Origin of the sequence: Arthrobacter sp. NPDC080073 (genome assembly GCF_040686575.1) — a bacterium.
Classification (GTDB): domain Bacteria; phylum Actinomycetota; class Actinomycetes; order Actinomycetales; family Micrococcaceae; genus Arthrobacter.
Genome location: NZ_JBFBKR010000030.1, coordinates 1 through 15,961, shown reverse-complemented (window position 1 = coordinate 15,961; position 15,961 = coordinate 1). Strand labels below are relative to the sequence as shown.

Annotated in this window: 13 protein-coding genes and 1 pseudogene; 1 reads left to right on the top strand and 13 read right to left on the bottom strand. The window is 63.7% G+C overall.

Features of this window, described 5'->3' with window-relative positions; all coding sequences use genetic code 11:
• The first annotated feature begins 29 nt into the window (after positions 1-29).
• Positions 30-1,319, top strand: coding sequence for a macrolide family glycosyltransferase (locus AB0O52_RS21705; RefSeq protein ID WP_364542226.1), 1,290 nt, complete (start codon positions 30-32; stop codon positions 1,317-1,319).
• Positions 1,320-1,326: 7 nt separating this feature from the next.
• Here the strand turns inward: AB0O52_RS21705 and AB0O52_RS21700 are convergent, their stop codons facing one another.
• From AB0O52_RS21700 to AB0O52_RS21640, 13 genes and pseudogenes are all read right to left on the bottom strand, one after another.
• Positions 1,327-3,717: a glycosyl hydrolase family 65 protein gene (locus AB0O52_RS21700; RefSeq protein ID WP_364542224.1), complete on the bottom strand. Its 2,391-nt coding sequence runs from the start codon at positions 3,715-3,717 to the stop codon at positions 1,327-1,329.
• A gap of 41 nt (positions 3,718-3,758) precedes the next feature.
• Positions 3,759-4,496 (bottom strand): HAD-IA family hydrolase, encoded by a 738-nt coding sequence (locus tag AB0O52_RS21695; RefSeq protein WP_364542223.1) that lies wholly within the window; start codon positions 4,494-4,496, stop codon positions 3,759-3,761.
• Positions 4,497-4,513: 17 nt separating this feature from the next.
• Complete coding sequence (locus AB0O52_RS21690) at positions 4,514-5,524, bottom strand: LacI family DNA-binding transcriptional regulator (RefSeq protein ID WP_364542221.1); 1,011 nt, start codon at positions 5,522-5,524, stop codon at positions 4,514-4,516.
• A gap of 154 nt (positions 5,525-5,678) precedes the next feature.
• Positions 5,679-6,296 (bottom strand): phospholipase, encoded by a 618-nt coding sequence (locus tag AB0O52_RS21685; RefSeq protein ID WP_364542218.1) that lies wholly within the window; start codon positions 6,294-6,296, stop codon positions 5,679-5,681.
• A 10-nt stretch (positions 6,297-6,306) separates the two neighbouring features.
• The gene (locus AB0O52_RS21680) at positions 6,307-7,521 is read right to left on the bottom strand and encodes an amidohydrolase family protein (RefSeq protein WP_364542215.1); all 1,215 of its coding nucleotides are present in this window, start codon (positions 7,519-7,521) and stop codon (positions 6,307-6,309) included.
• Between the two features lie 61 nt (positions 7,522-7,582).
• On the bottom strand, positions 7,583-8,038 hold the full coding sequence (locus tag AB0O52_RS21675) for a GAF domain-containing protein (RefSeq protein ID WP_364542212.1): 456 nt from the start codon (positions 8,036-8,038) through the stop codon (positions 7,583-7,585).
• Positions 8,035-9,570: a helix-turn-helix domain-containing protein gene (locus AB0O52_RS21670; RefSeq protein ID WP_364542209.1), complete on the bottom strand. Its 1,536-nt coding sequence runs from the start codon at positions 9,568-9,570 to the stop codon at positions 8,035-8,037. The genes AB0O52_RS21675 and AB0O52_RS21670 overlap by 4 nt, the downstream gene beginning before the upstream one ends.
• Entirely contained in the window at positions 9,563-10,645 is a 1,083-nt protein-coding gene (locus tag AB0O52_RS21665; protein ID WP_364542206.1) for a DUF917 domain-containing protein, read from the bottom strand. The genes AB0O52_RS21670 and AB0O52_RS21665 overlap by 8 nt, the downstream gene beginning before the upstream one ends.
• On the bottom strand, positions 10,642-11,994 hold the full coding sequence (locus tag AB0O52_RS21660) for a hydantoinase/oxoprolinase N-terminal domain-containing protein (RefSeq protein WP_364542204.1): 1,353 nt from the start codon (positions 11,992-11,994) through the stop codon (positions 10,642-10,644). The genes AB0O52_RS21665 and AB0O52_RS21660 overlap by 4 nt, the downstream gene beginning before the upstream one ends.
• An 84-nt stretch (positions 11,995-12,078) precedes the next feature.
• Positions 12,079-13,062 (bottom strand): ABC transporter permease, encoded by a 984-nt coding sequence (locus tag AB0O52_RS21655; RefSeq protein ID WP_364542201.1) that lies wholly within the window; start codon positions 13,060-13,062, stop codon positions 12,079-12,081.
• A gap of 9 nt (positions 13,063-13,071) precedes the next feature.
• Positions 13,072-14,598 (bottom strand): sugar ABC transporter ATP-binding protein, encoded by a 1,527-nt coding sequence (locus AB0O52_RS21650; protein ID WP_364542198.1) that lies wholly within the window; start codon positions 14,596-14,598, stop codon positions 13,072-13,074.
• An 89-nt stretch (positions 14,599-14,687) separates the two neighbouring features.
• Complete coding sequence (locus AB0O52_RS21645) at positions 14,688-15,710, bottom strand: sugar ABC transporter substrate-binding protein (RefSeq protein WP_364542195.1); 1,023 nt, start codon at positions 15,708-15,710, stop codon at positions 14,688-14,690.
• Positions 15,711-15,735: 25 nt separating this feature from the next.
• A pseudogene (locus AB0O52_RS21640) lies at positions 15,736-15,961 on the bottom strand (hydantoinase B/oxoprolinase family protein); the annotation flags it as partial.

Here is a 15,961-nt window from a genome sequence, read left to right as displayed (position 1 = left end):
GTGTCCCGTGATCAGTTAGGACTGGCTGCGTGCACATAGCCTTCATTTGTTTGCCCGCAGCGGGCCATGTGAACCCGACGTTGCCAGTGGTTGCCGAGCTGGTTCGCAGAGGGCACCGGGTCAGCTATGCCACATCGGCGAAGTACGCGAAGGCGGTCGAATCCGTCGGCGCCGCATTCTTTCCCAGTGGAGAGGACCTGGCGGCCTTCCTCCCCCCGCGCGGGCGTTCCACTGATGGCAGCCCGGCAGGGGGCAGTCCGGCACCGGCACCGATGGCGGGGATGTTCGCCGGAATGCCGTCCGGAATGATGGCGGGACTTCTTGAGCGGATCCTCAAGGGTGCAAGGGAAGAATTCCCGGCCCTGCTGGCCCGGCTAAGCGAGGATCCGCCGAACGGGGTGTGCTACGACGCCATGACGCTCTCCGGGAAGATGGCTGCAGCGAAGCTGGCCTTGCCCGATATTGCGTTGCTTCCGAGCTATGCCACCAACGAACATTTCTCGATGCGGGATCTCATGCCGGGCCCGCCGCCGCCAGGCATGGTCGAGGCATGGAAACAGGCGAATCAGAGGATCAATGAATTCGCCGCCGAGCATGGCGTAGGCCATCTGCAATTCATGGGTGGTCCCCCGGCGTCGTTGAACATCTCCTTCATCCCGAGGGAATTCCAGCCCTCGGGAGAGACTTTCGATGCCAGGTTCCATTTCGTGGGCCCATGCCTTGGCGCGCGGGGCAACGAGGAGGAGGCCTGGCGGCCGCGGACGAAGGACAGGCCGCTGTTGTTCGTCTCGCTGGGCACCACGCCGTTGAATGACCGGCCGGACTTCTTCAGGATGTGCCTGGACGGATTTGCAGGCACGCACTGGCAAGTTGCCATGGCAATCGGCGAGCGCGTCCAGGAGTCCGAGCTGGGAGAGATCCCGGAAAACTTTGAGGTGCGCCCCTTCTTTCCGCAACTGGAAGTCCTACCCCGTGCCGATGCGTTCCTTTCCCACACCGGGATGAACTCGACCATGGAGGCCCTTTATTTCGGCGTGCCGTTGGTTGCCTTCCCGTTGCAGCCCGAACAGGGAGCAAATGCCCGCCGGGTAGAGGATCTGGGACTTGGACGGCGGCTCCCCCTGGAGGGGCTCTCGCCAAAGCTGATCCGGGAAACCGTCATTGCTGTCAGCGGCGACAACGCGATCCGCGGCAACCTCGAGGCGATGAGTGCGCGCGTCCGCAGTGCCGGCGGGTCCCCCGCAGCCGCGGACGCGATTGAGGAGTTCCTGCGCGGTCCGGTTACGCGGGACGAAGAAGCCCATCCTCGTCCCGCGTAGGGAGCCGTTAGACCCGCGCGCTCCCGATCACGGGAAGTCCCGCCGTCGGGAAGAGGCTCGGGAAGACCGACGGCGCGGGGACCGGCACGTCGTCAAGCGGCACCGTGACGGTCTCGACGCCTACGACGACCCGCTGCCCGCGCACGCTGACCTCCAAAGGTGACGTACCGGCGTCGGACGCTGAACCTGGAGCACCTGAACCCGGAACCAGCGCAAGGCTGATTGACCCCGGGCGCAGCTCTACTGACAACAGCCGCCTGCGGATCTTGAGCCGGAAGGACAGGCTGTCCCACTCGGCCGGCAGCCGCGGATCGAAATGCGGGACCTGGCCCTGGTCCCGCATACCCGCGAAACCGCACACCAAGGAACTCCAGATGCCGCCGGTGGAAGCGATGTGCACGCCGTCAACGGTGTTGTTGTGCGTGTTGTCCAGGTCGATGAACAAGGCCTCGGTGAAGTGCTTGAGCGCGACGTCGGAGTAGCCCACTTCGGCCGCCATGATACCCTGCACGCACGCGGACAAGGTGGAGTCGCCGGTGGTGATGGGATCGTAGAAGTCGAACGCGCGCTGCTTTTCCTCGGCCGTGAAGTCCTGCCACTGCAGGAACATCGCCAGCACCGTGTCCGCTTGCTTGAGGACCTGGTGCCGGTAGATCACCAGCGGGTGGAAGTTGAGCAACAGCGGGTACTTGGACCGCGGCGTGGACCAGTCCCACGGCTCCAGGGTCATGAAGTCGTTGTCCTGGCTGTAGATCTCCATGTCCGGATCGTAGGGAAGGGACATGCGCGCGGCGGCCTGTTGCCATACCATCCGCTCGGTCTCCGGGACGTCCGGGTGTTCCAGTGCCGCTGCGGCCCGCAAATTAAAGCGGGCCATGACGTTGGTGTAGAGGTTGTCGTTGACCACGGCCGTGTATTCATCCGGGCCGGTGACGCCGTGGATGTGGAACAAGCCGTCCTTGCCGAAGAAGCCCAGCGAGGCCCACATGCGGGCCGTTTCGATCAACAGATCGGCGCCCACTTCGGCGCGGAAGCCGGCGTCTCCGCTGGCCCATTGGTACCGGTTGGTGGCGAAGGCGATGGCGGCGGCGATGTGGAACTGCGCGGTGCCCGCAGCGTAGTAGGCGCTGGCCTCGTGGCCGTTGATGGTGCGCCACGGGAACAGCGCACCTTCCACGCTGAGTTCCTTGGCCCGGATCCTGGCGTCGGGAAGCATCGCGTGGCGGGATTCCAGCACCTGGCGGGCGGCGGCCGGGTTGGTGTACGTCAGATACGGCAGCAGGTACACCTCCTGGTCCCAGAAGTAGTGGCCCTCATAGCCTGAGCCGGACACGCCCTTGGCCGGGATGCCTGCGACTCCGGCACGCGCGGTGGCCTGGGCAAGCTGGAACAGGCTCCAGCGCACGGCCTGCTGCTGTTCTGGCTGGCCACCGATGGTGATGTCCGCTGCGGACCAGTAATCACGGTAGTGGGCCGCGCCTTCGGCCAGGAGCGCGTCGAACGGCACGAGTCCCAACTCGGCGTCCGACGCCAGGATCTCGCCTGGCTCCGCTGCGCTTGCGTCGGCACTGTTCACGACGTAGCTGACGGTCTTCTCCAACCGGAAGGTCTCGCCCTCATTCACGGCCATGACGTAGCGGACCGTGGACTCGTCCTCCCCCACCACGGTTTCGAACGGCTGGACTTCCGCGGAAATCCAATGGTCCACGGCCATGCCGATGCGCTGGCGGGATTCGGCGGTCTCCCAGGCCATGCGCAGGGATCCGTCGGAGCCCTGGAGGTGGAGCGGGAGCAAAACACGGCCCGCGTGGCGGCCGGAACGGCGGGGGTCGTGGGCCGAGTGGTCCTCCACAGGCTGGTCCTGCCGGTTGATCACCAAGGACGTGATGTCAGCGGAAACCTGGCGGTCTGCGATGAGGCTCAGCTCGATGCCCAGGGACCCCCTGGAATCGATCCCGACGGCGCGGCGCTCCAACGTGGTGACGATGGCGCCGGAACGGCACTCCCACGTGATGGCGCACTCGTACACGCCCGTGGCGAAGTCGATGCTTCGGCGGTAATTCTGCACCGTTGACTCGGCGAGGCTCAATTGTTCGCCGTCGATGACAACGTTGAAGTTGTTGGCATCCGGGACGTAGACGATCCTTTGTCCTATGCGGGCGAAGCCATACGCGTTCTCGGCGTGCTTGATGTCCCACGTTTCGTGGAAACCGTTGATGAACGTTCCAGGGAGCTCGGCGTCCGCTCCCGCCCAGTGGGCGCCGCGGATGCCCAAGTGGCCGTTGCCGAGGCTGAAGAGGGTTTCGAGCGTACCGGCGTCACCGGGAACGTGGATGCTCTCCACGAGCTTCCACGGTTCGCACGGGAATCGCAGCCGGTCAGAGCTGATAAGTGCCATGGGACTGTTGGGTTCCTTCTGTTTCTGGTGAAACGGCTTGTTTAGAGAAGATCGTCGAGGTCGTCGACCACAAACGTCGCGCCGGCGTCGAGCAGGGTCTGGTGGCCGGCCCCCCGGTCCACCCCGATCACCGCGCGGAAGTTCCCCGCGCTGCCGGCCTGCACGCCGGACACAGCGTCCTCGACGACGACGCACCCTGCGGGAGGAACGTCCAGCAGCTCGGCCGCGTAACGGAACGTCGCGGGATCCGGCTTGCCGGGGAGCCCGACGGCGGCCGCCACCTGGCCGTCGACCACCACCGGGAAGTAGCCATCCAGTCCGGCCGCCTTCAGGACGGCGGGCGCGTTGCGGGAGGAGGACACGACGGCGAGCTTGAGTCCCAGCTCCAAGGCTGCGTGGATGAACCGGACAGAGCCCGCGTAAGGCTCGACACCGCGCGAATCCACGATCTCGTTGAAGATCCGGTTCTTGCGGTTGCCCAGGCCCTGCACGCTCGTGTTGGCGGGATCGTCGTCTGTGGGTCCTTCCGGCAAGGTGATTCCGCGGGAGGTAAGGAAATCCCGTACTCCATCGAAGCGTGGCTTGCCGTCGATGTGGTCGAAGTAGTCGCTCTCCTGGTAACCCTCTGGGTGCCCTGTTTCGGCCAGGTAGCCGTCGAAGAGTTCCTGCCAGGCCTGCTCATGCACGACGGCGGTCGGCGTCAGCACGCCGTCGAGGTCGAAAAGGAGCGCAGTAGCGCCCGTCCAGGCGGTCTTCTGGGTTGCTCGGGTATCAGTCATGGTGTGGAGTGGTCCGTTCAGCGCTGGCGGCGCGTGGTTTTGCGTTCAATGAGTTTCGTGTCAAGGAAATGGTTGGAGGGTTCGTTGGGGGCGTCGGCGTTCTGGAGGCGGTCCACCAGCAGATTCGCGGCGAAGGCACCCTGGTCCGCCACTGGCTGCGCTACTGTGCTCAGTCCAAGGAACCAGCTCATGGGATGGTCGTCGATTCCAATGATGGAGACATTCTTCGGCGCAGACAGTCCATGCTCGCGCATGGCCATCAGGGCTCCAAAGGCCGCCTCATCACAGTCCGCAAAGACCGCCGTGGGAAGGCTTCGATGGGCAATGAGTTCATTCATGGCGTTGCGTCCGCCGTCGATGGTGGAATCCGAGTTGATGACCAAGTCCGGATGAACGGTCAGGTGATGGTCTTTCAATGCCCGGCCGAATCCCTTGAGCCTGTCGCTGGACGTCCGCACGGAATTCTCCCGGGTTTCACGGCCGGAAAGCACCGCCAGATCCCAATGACCCAGCCCCAACAGATGTGAGGTGGCCTGCCAAGCCGCTAGTTCGTCGTCGATCCCTACGTTATCCCACGGTACGGAAGTCATCCCCACGCTCGCAACTGCAAGGCCGGACGCTGCCAGGAGGGCAACCTCGGATTCGCTCAAATCGACGTTGAGGAGCAGCACGCCGTCCACGCGTTGGGATAGCCCAAGGAGATCGCCGAAGATCTTCCGCTTGACGCTCGACTTGCCGCGCAGGCTGACCAGGACGGTGTCGAAACCGCTGTCTCCGAACACTTCCTCGGCCGCTTCGACGGCCTGGGCGAAGAACCAGGCGGTGGCGGTGGGAGCAATGATGGCGATGGAACCGGTATTTCCGCCGGCCAGGCGGGCTGCCGCGGAGGATGCCTTATAGCCGAGCTTGGCGGCGGCGTCGGCCACTTTGGCTTGCGCTTTTTCGGACACGTTCGGCAGGTTCCGCAGAGCGCGTGAAACGGTGCAGATCGACAAGCCCGAGAGGACGGCAACGTCCTGGATTGTCACGCGGTGAGCCTTAACCATTCAACACGGCCTCAACCCTTTCATCTTCTGGATTTAGCGCCACATCCGTGCACCGCCGAAGAAGAGTGTAAGCGCTTACAATTTTGGCAATCAAGAGTTGTTTTCCAGCATCGCCGAATGTGACGCAGACCTCACCTCAACGGAGGACGTAAAACCTCAGAAACGCGCTGACATCCGCCATTTCCCTGGCCTCGATCCGGTGCCCCATCCCGGGGTAGGTTCGCGCGGTGAGTGCGGTGTTTTTTTCGAGCCAATCCGCCGTGTGCTCAATGGCATCATTGAAGATCACGGGATCGGCTTTGTCCCTGCCCCAGAAGAAGGGCGGTGGCGAGTCGAAGGATTCGCTGAGCGCCAGGAGGTCGTTTTCCAGCACGAATCCGGAGAGGCCCACGGTCGCTTGGAAGCCTTCCGGACGGAGCCGCAGAAGCGTACTGGCCATGGCCATGCCTTGGGAATAACCCAGGAGGCTCACGCTGCTGTGGTTGCGTTTGACTGATTCAATCCAGGCGAACACCTTGTTGGTGGCGGTGATGACGTCCGCAAAGTCATTGGCCAGGAAGTAGTCCAGCAGGAACCAGCCGTAGTGGTCGCCGATCGGCATGGGCCCACGGAGCGCGGCGCAGGTGAATTCTTTGGGGAGCTGGGGAAAGAGATTCACCATCCGCTGTTCGTCCGTCCCATACCCGTGCATCATCAGGAGGAGCGGCGTCCCTGCTCGCTCCTTTTCCGGTTTGGACCAGACGACTGTTTCCATGGGCCACAGCTTAGTGGGGCGGGTGGATCTGTCCCGCCTTGATGACTGTACGCTTGCGGCTTTCGTCCCAGAGCACCGAGGGGTCGTCGACGGGGTTTCCGTCCAGGATGACCAAGTCTCCCAAGGCTCCTTCGGCTATACGGCCCAGGTCATCGCGACGCAACAGGGCTGCGTTGGTCGATGTTGCCGAGCGAAGCGCATCGTAGACACCCAATGCTTCGCATTGCAGGCGGAGCCCGGCCAATTGCTCATCCTCCAACTCCCCCATGAGGTCCGTACCAAATCCAATCCGGACTCCCGCCTCGCGGGCCAGCTCGACGGCGTTCCGGCCGGCATTCAGCACTTCCAGGTTCTTGGCCGACCCTACCTCCGTGAGACCGACTTCTTCGCCACGCCGGGCCATCGCGTCGTAGGTCGCCAACGTTGGTACCAGGTACACCTCGTGGTCAGCCATCAAGCGGGCCGTTTCGGCGTCCAATAGATTGCCGTGCTCAATACAGCGCACCCCGTTGAGCACCGAATGACGGATGGCCTCGGGCGAGTAAGCGTGGGCCGTCGCATAGCTGCCCCGGCGGGACGCCTCTTCCGTTACCGTGCGGATTTCGGCCGAGCTGTATTGCGGAACCCTGATGGGGTCGACGGGGGAAATGACTCCACCGGACGTCATGAGCTTGATGGCCGTGGCTCCGGTGCGGAAGCGGTTGCGCACGGCCCGCAACAGCTCATCAGCACCGTCCACCACTTCGCACATGTGGCCGCCATGGAAGCAACCGCCGTCGTCCGCGGCCCGGATATCACCGTGGCCACCTGTCTGGCTCAGGGCAGGTCCGGTAAAGAAGTACCGCGGACCTGCGTACAAGCCTTCGTCGATGGCATTGGCAAGGCCTATGTCTCCCCCGGCCACGTCACGGACGCTCGTGAAGCCCCTGTTCAAGGCCGCCTCGAGTCGCCTGGCCCCTGCGAGCGCAGAGTAGCTCAATGGCCCTGTTTCGTTCTTAGCGGCAGTCAAGCTGAGCGCATAGGCATGGAAATGCGCATCGATGAGCCCTGGAATCACGGTACGGCCGTCGGCGTCAACGATTGTTCCGGCCTCTTCGACGTCTCGCCCCACTTCCGTGATCCGGCCTTCGCGGACGGTGATGGAACCTTCGAGCAGGTTCCGGGTCTCGCCATCGAAGATGAGTGCGTTACGGACGGTCAGTGTTCCCGGCGTCGTGTTGGTCACGTGTGGAAGGCCTTTCAGCTGTTTTCGCGGGCGCCGCTCCTTGGCGGTCGCCCGCGAAGGATTAGTTGGTGGTGGTGAGCGCTTGTTCGAACAGCGGCACGGAGCGCTGGGCGATCTCCACGGCCGCATCCACCGATGTCTGACCATAGCTACCCTCGGGGGCGAGGAAGTTCATGGATCCGATGGTCTCTCCGTTGCTAACCACGGGAACGTTGACGATGGCACCGCAACCCAGCGACTCAATGGTTGCGGAGTCGAAGAAGAACGCCCGGACTGCTTCCTTGTCCGCCCCAAGGAACGGCTGCTGGCCCTTGAGGACCTGCTCGAGCCACACCGGGTTGGTGTCCCCGTCCAGGGTTTTCCTTCCGCCGACGGGGTAGACCCCTGGGTGGCTCGTATAAATGCGCGCCATGCTGGTGCCTGCGTCGGCGATGACGGAAGCGGTGAACAGGATGACGCCGGGCCTTTCCTGCGCGGCGGCATAGACATCGTCAAAGTTGTCGAACTCGGAACTCATGGGAGTCCTTTCTGGTTAGTGCCGGGATTGGCGGAACTCGTCTTACTGTGGATTGAGCGGCGAAGTGTGCTGAGAATGAGATGGACGGACAGAAGCTTGGCTGGGATGTCGAGGGGGACGCCCAGTTCGCGGGCACGGTTGAGCCTGCTCTGCAGGGTGTTCCGGTGCAGGTCAAGGGAGCTTGCTGCGAGGCTGACGGAGCCGTGGTGGTCGAGGAAGGCCCCCGCAGCCGCAATGACGAGGTCCCTGTCCGGGCTGGCCATGAGCAGCGGCAGCGTCAGTTCGGCCACGAGCAGGACCGAGTCCTCATCGACGAACGTCGCGGCCGCCGCGACGTCAAGATTGCCAAAGCCTGCCACCGTGCCGGGTCCGGTCGAGAGAGCGGATTCAGCGGCCAAACGGGATTCACGGACGATATTCGGCAGTGCCGCGGGTTCCTCGCGCCAGCGGGAGAGTCCCGCCCCCAGGCCCAGTTCCGCCAAAGACTTCCCGAGACGGACCCGGATCCGCGCTTCGAGCTGATCCGCCGCCTCTTGGTGTCCGGCGGGAACAAGGGCGAGCCAGCCACCCTGGACTTCGGCCAAGGGGCTGCGGACTGTGACTTTCCGCCAGAGCAGCCGCAGCACCGCTGTAAGCTCCGGACGATGGGGTTCCAACGACGCCCTGCGGATCCACACGGCCACATATTGCTCCTCCCCGCGCCAGCCCAGCTGGAAGAGCAAGTGCCGGTGACGTTCCACGAACGTGGTCCAGGAGGAATCGGGGTCGTGGTTTAAGCCGACCAGTGCCGCCGTGGGTACTGCACGCGCGGTGTCGAGGACATCCCCCAACAGCCACGCAGCGTTTACCGACGGCGTGGCCACCTCGAGGATCGACCGGACGAGCTGCAGGTTGTGGACTCCGGATCTTGGCACTCGCGCGGTGAGCCTGGACGGGATGGAGGTATTCGTCCCGCGAACATCCACGGTGATGATTTCGACTGCCTCCCGGGTGGGCGTTCCCGCGGACGCCAGGCTCACGGCGTCGTACTCCAGCAAGATTTCAATACCGTCCAGCTCCCTGGAGATGGTCTTCAGGACAGCTCCCAAGGTAGTGTCCTTCGCGACCGCTCGGGCAAACCGCGCCAGCTCAGCGTCCACCACAGACAGGGCAGCGCCGATTTCAGCGGCCAGTGCGAGGGCGATGCCCGACGTCTCGCCCTCGGCGGCCAGCAAGGTGATACCCAGCCGCTCGGCGAGGCCGATCACCGCGCTGGAGTAGGTACTTCCAGCGACGACGACGGCGCTTGCCTTCCGCTCCCAGGCATGACGCAGGGCGGCGGACACCAGCCAGCCGCCGGAGCCCATCTCCGCTGACAGGACGATGACGGTGTTGGGCCGTACCCGCTGGATGGCATCAAGCCGGGAGACAAGAACGACGCCTTCGATTGCCGCGCTGGACGGGGTGAGGTACAGCGGGGTGGTGCCGCGGAGGGAGCCGTGCGCCAGAAGTCCGGCGACATCCAGATGGCTCTCGCTTTTCGATCTACGCATGTTGCCGCCTTGGGTGCTCGACCGGAATACCAAAGGCCTTTGGTTCAGCAAGATCAAGGCCAGCCTCCGAGTACCACTGCGCCGCAGCCCTGATCTTCAAGACGTCAATGACATCGCCCACCCGCACATCGTCGATGTTGACGACCGTGCCGTGCTCGGAGTTGAGCAGCGAGACGATGTCCGGGACGGCCGCAGCGATGGCGCCGTCGACGAGGACCAACAGGATTTCATTCTGGATCTCCAAGCGGATGATCTGCCCGGACCGTTCGTCCAAGAGCGTAACGCTCGACGGCAGCGCCGGAAGGCCCAGGTCCGAAGGGCGCGACAGGCCTTCGATGTGGCTCACCCGGGCCCGGGCAATCCGGGTGGCACCCAGAAATTCAGCGAGCTGCTGGAACTTGCGTTCGACCGAGGTTTCAGCGTCGAGAATCTCCCCGATCCGGATCATCCGGCTGATAGAGCCGTGGACTCCGTGCTCGCGCATTTGGCCCGCTGAGCACGGATACATGGCTGTAGCGGCCCACCCACCCATCTCCGTGACGAGGGCCCGCACGAGGGTTTCGGCCCGCCGGGGGTTCTCAGCCTCCACCACGGCCCGTTCGCCGGTAACTCCCATGAGGGCGATCGGACTGATGCGGACGTGGCCGATGTTCAGCGTTGTTTGGCTGATCAAGGGAAAAACACGGCCCATGGGGTCGGAATCAATCACCGGCAGCGAGGACTGCAGCCCGACCATGAGGGGAACAATTCCGTTGATGTTGGCGGCGGCTAAGGAATAGATCGCCCGTACCTGTCGGCCGAGCGTGGCCTCGATGGCACGGATGCACCCGATGAACTCATCGCCTACCGGGGGCATATCCGCGATCAAGAGACCCTGAGTGACCATTCCCACCGCAACCACGAGGTCATCGGGGGCCAGCTCGTCAATCGAGATGAGTTCCAAAGCACGGTTTTCCATGGCCTTTTCGATCATCTCCGCGTAAACGTAGATGGCTGTCGGGTCTATGGTGCAGGCCAGGAAGTGGGCGCCGGTCCGCAGGTGCCGGACATCCCGCGCAGTCAGCAGGGCGCTCATCGGGTGGCACCCTCTTCCGCCCCGAAAGGTGCCCGAACTTGAATTTCGGCGGCATCTTCAATGGTTTCCCCGGAGACTTCACCAGCAGCTTGGACCCTGATCCGCACGATCCCGGGGTTGCCGTAGGGCATGGCGTACACGTTCGATTCAATGATCCGCGTGAGCCCCGGACTCGCCCCCAATTGAACGGCTGCCGACTCGGCATCTTCTTCCGCGCGACGCTGCACCAACTGGAGGTCCGCCCGCCCGCTCACCGTCTCCAACCTGTCGATCCAGGCGGTCAGGGGCGCGACGGCGGACCCCACCTGCGCGGCGTCGTGCGCAGCTGCCAGCGTGGGAACCAGCCCGAACGGGAGCGGGGTGTCTTGCCCGCTTCGGAGGTCGGCAATCACCGAGGGGACCTCAGGGCGGACCGGATGGTCGGCGGTGTACGGTTCGACGACGGCGGCGTTGCTGGCGAGGCTCGCCTCGTACCCTTGGCGGATGACGCTTCGCGTAGCAGGGAGGCCCCCGCGGATTTGGCCCACAGTTACCCCGGAGTCTGCGCAGATGACGACCTCCCCGTCCAGGGCGCCGGCCAAGGTAGCCGCGCCGAGGATCTGCATGGCGGGTTCGGGGCGCGACCCGTGAATCGGAATCACAGCCAGCCGCGCAAGCGGCGCACGGCCGCCGTCGTTCTTGGCGAACCACATCGTTGCGGAGGGAAAATGCCGCTGTCCCGACGCTTCGAGCATCGCGGCCAGGCCCTCCCCTGTTTCCATGAGGGCGCTGTTCAGGATGGCTGTGTAGTCACGGTCGCGGAAGACGCTGGAATAGAAGTCGCTGGAGATGCTGATGCGCATTTCGCTGTCACTGGACAAGATGGCATCGGCAATGCGCGTTTCGTGATCCTTCGACGCTATCGACCCCACGGAAGTGATTGCAATGTTCCGTACCTCTCGGGAGAGGATGTCCGGAAGTTCGGCCAGGAAAGCCTGCAACCCGAGCGGAGCGAGGGGGCGTCCCCTCAGGTCGTGGCCTCCGCCGACGTGGACGGTCCGGGCCACCACGGGTTCGACGAGTGGCGGCAGCCCAGTCACGTGGAACGCGTCCGCAGGTGGGCGGGGGGAGATCCGGATCGCGATGACCGAGGCTAGTTTCCGTGCTGCGAGGACAGGTCCGGCGTCGGCGGTAATGTCCGTGACTTTCGCAATTTCCGCACCAAGATCGCGACGAAGCTTTTCGAAGGTGGTGTCGACTGCCTCCGCAAGCGTGTTGCATCGCGCCGCAGCCGCGGCAGCCACCACGCTGTGCCCGTCCAGCACCAAGGCCCTGCAGCTTGTTCCCTGCAACCGCAGCCCTATGCGCATTGTTCGGCCTCCTGTTCAGCCTGCGGCAGCTCCCTCAACAGGTCACGACCATGTTCCATGTATATAGCGTCCCCCCACGAGGGCCTATCCGGTGCGCTTCCGGAAGAACAATCCGTCGGCGGCGACTGCAAGCAGAATGAGGACGCCGGTGACAACCTGCTGGTAGGTGGTGTCCCAGTGGAGCAGGTTGAAGCCGTTGCCGATGACGGTCAGGATCATGACTCCGACGAAGGCCCGCCACATAGCGCCGTGTCCGCCGAGAATGCTGGTGCCTCCAATGACTACGGCGGCAATGGCCGTGAGTTCGATGCCGATGGCCATGGCCGGCTGGGCTGAGCCTGCGCGTGAAGCAAGAATCATGCCGGCCATCGCGGAGCACAGGCCGCTGATGGCAAAGACGGCGACGTGGATGGAACCGGTGCGGATACCGCTAAGGCGTGCCGCTTCCTTATTGCCGCCCACGGCGTAAATCCTGCGTCCAAACGTAGTGCGCCAGAGGACGATGCCCAGGACGATCGTCATGGCAACCATGAGCACAGAGCCGGCAGTGAGGCCGAAGAGGCTCGGCCAGGTCCACGTCTGGAAGGCGGCAAGTTGCTCCGGCAGCGGCGAGACGATGGCTCCGCCGGTGATCACGATGGCCAGGCCGCGATAAATGATGCTTACCGCCAGCGTGCCTATGAAGGAATTCACCTTCGTACTGACCACGATCAGGCCGGTGACGGTTCCCAGGGCGGCTCCCACCAACAGTGCGCCGAAGAATCCCGCGATTACCCCGAAGTGCTGGGTAATCATCACTCCGGCGATGGCGGAGACCGCCAGGTTTGCGGTGGAGGAGAGATCGAAGACACCGCTGATGATGCAGAGTGTGGCGGCAGCGGCCAACAGTCCCACGATGGCGGCCTGGTCGAACAGGTTGATGAAGTTTCGGCCCGTCAGGAACGTTCCGGTGTTGAGGGCCAGTAACAGCATGATGGCGATCAGTCCGAAGACGATCCCGAAATCCTTGACGTTGAGCTTGAATTTCTTCTCGGCCGGCTGGGACCCGGCGACGGTAACTGTGGTCATTAGATTCACCTATTTCAGAAATGCGGAAGTCATGACTTCATCGCGGGAGGCGTTCCGGTCGAATTCAGCTACGATGCGGCCTTGCCTCATGACATGGATACGGTGGGACAGGCCGATGACTTCCTCGAGTTCGGAGCTGACGACGACGACAGCCGTGCCCTTCGCTGCGAGGTCGGCAATCATGCCGTGGATGCGCGCCTTGGCCGCGATGTCGACACCACGGGTGGGTTCGTCCACCAGCAGCACCGCCGGAGGATCGAGCAGCCACTTGGCGAAGAGCGCCTTCTGCTGGTTTCCTCCGGACAAATCGGCGATCAGCGAGCCGCGGCGGGCGCCGCGCAGGTCGACGGAATGGCTGATCTCCGATACGGCTGCCTTTTCCCGGGCTACCCTGACGAAACCGCTCAATGATCGGCCCGACAAGGTGGAAAGGGCGATGTTTTCGTCCACCGGCCGGGACATGACCAGTCCCTGTTCTTTCCGCGACTCGGGGACGAGGGCCATTCCGGCTTTGATGGCTTCCCGGATGGAGTTGGCGCGCAGGCGTCGGCCGTTGATCCGGACATGTCCACCGGTGATTCGATCAGCACCGAACATGGCGAGCAGTGTCTCGCTACGGCCGCTGCCGACCAGGCCCGCGATGCCCAGGATTTCGCCTTGGCGGACCGTGAAGGAGACGTCTTGCACTTTTGAGCTGCTCAGTCCCGCCACCTGGACCACCGTTTTTGCTTCCGCAGGCACCGGCCGAACCTCCGGGATGAGGAAATCGACCTCCCTGCCGACCATCAAGCCGACGAGCGACTCCGGCGTGTGCCCCGCGGCGTCTTCAGTGGTGATGTGCTGTCCGTCACGGAGGATGGTCACGCGATCCACCAAACCCAGGACTTCCTCCAGATAGTGCGATACGAGGATGACGGTGGTGCCTGAACGCGCGAGGCTCCTGATCACCTTCAACAGCTGTGCCTTCTCCGCCTCGTTCAGGACCGCCGTCGGCTCGTCCATGCACAGCACCTTGGCGCCACGGGCGAGGGCTTTCAGGATTTCGACCTGCTGCTGCTGACCGATGGGGAGGTCCCCTGCCATCGCCCGGGGGTCAAGCTCAAAGCCGGTCTCGGCCAGGAGTCGATCCAAGTGATCGGCGTCCCGCCGCGAACGGAGCAGACTTCCCGTGTTGGCCCATCGGCCCAGGAAGACGTTCTCCAGCACTGAAAGGCCGGGAATGAGTGCCAGCTCTTGGGATATGAGGGAAATTCCTTGTGCGATGGCGTCCCGGGGCTCGGTGATCTTCACCTCCCGGCCGTCAAGCTTGACGACGCCGGAATCTGCCGCAATGGCGCCGCCGAGGATCTTCAGCAGCGTGCTCTTGCCAGCACCGTTTTCCCCCATGATGCCGTGGATTTCCCCCGGAGCCACCGACAACGTGATATCGCGCAGGACAGTGCTGGCACCGTACCGCTTTCCGATTCCGGAGACGGTGATTTCCGGAGCGGCGCTCCGATTGACTCGCTCTGGTGAATCCAACTGTTGTATAGCCATTTTGACCTCGGGAGATGGAATGGAAGTTTCGGCCGGTCCTGCCGGGACCTCAGCCCCGGCAGGACACGACAACGAGGGGGATAAGTCGGCTAGTCCGAGTACTTCGAGACGTAGTTCACGGCGTCGAGGGCTTCCTTCGTGCCCTTGGCCTTGTTGGGAGCCAAGCTCGCCTCGTCCACTGCCGTTTCCACCTGCTGTCCCCGGGCCTTGGCAAGGCCGAGTTCCGTGGCCTTGGCGCCATTCGCCACCACGTCGCTCACGTAGATGGAGAACCACTTACCGGACCGGACAGCCTCGACATTCGAGGTGGACGCGCCGTTGCCGATGAACTTGATGTTGCTATTGCCGGCCGCGGCCGCCGCACCCGTGATCGCCTGGGATGCGCCGATGACGACATCGACGTCCGGGTTGGCCTGGGAAACGTTCTGGAACGCCTGCCGGCCGCTGTCCTGGGTGTATCCGCCTTCGACACTGGCCACCAGCTTGACCTTCGGATCAGTGGCCAGCTCAGCTTTCACTGCTTCGGTCCGGGCGTTGTCCAGCGGCAGGGACTTGAATCCCTCGAGGTAGGCCACCTTGCAGGTGTCTTTGGCGACTTTGGCGCAGGCATCCTTGCCCATCTGGCCGAGCATCTTGCCGTTGCTGGTAGGAAGGTCAACGATGCTGATTGCGCCCGGGACCTGGGGCTGGATAGTGTCGAACTTCGGCCCGACAACCGAGAACTCGACCACCACAGTTATGCCGGCTTGGACGGCCTGCTGCAGTGGGGCGATGAGGGCCTGGTTGTCGTTCGCTTGGACAACCATCACCTCGAACTGTTTTGAGGTGACGGCGTCCTGGATCTGCTGGACCTGGGTCTGGGCGTTGAAGTTCGGATCTACGAACGTGGCGCTGGCGTTGTTGGCCTTGGCCGCCTGCTGGACGCCTAGGAAGGTTCCTTGGGCGAAGCCGTTGGACTTGGCGAAGCCGAAGAATCCGACGTTGAGGGGTTTACCGGCGTCCGCCGTCGAAGCTGGTCCTGCGGCCGCTTGCGTGGGCGGGCTGCAGGCTGACGTCAGGAGGGCCAGCCCGATGAGCGCCGCGGCTGCGGCTGATTGCTTGATGTTTTTCACGGGGGTGTCTTTCTGCTGGTGGTGCTTAGTATCCGTAGTGGCTCTTGGCGAAGTCCTCGGTGATGAAGCCGTTGATGATGTCGTGGGTGATGTCTTCGCGGGAGCGCTGGGAGACGTCTCCGAAGCCGCCGCCTCCGCCGACGGCGAGCCGGACGGTGTCGCCGGCTTTGACTTTGCGGGCGTTGGCTTTCAGGGTGCGGACCTCGTCGCTGCGGCCGGGGTTGAAGACGACCTCGGGGCCTTGGGCGTCC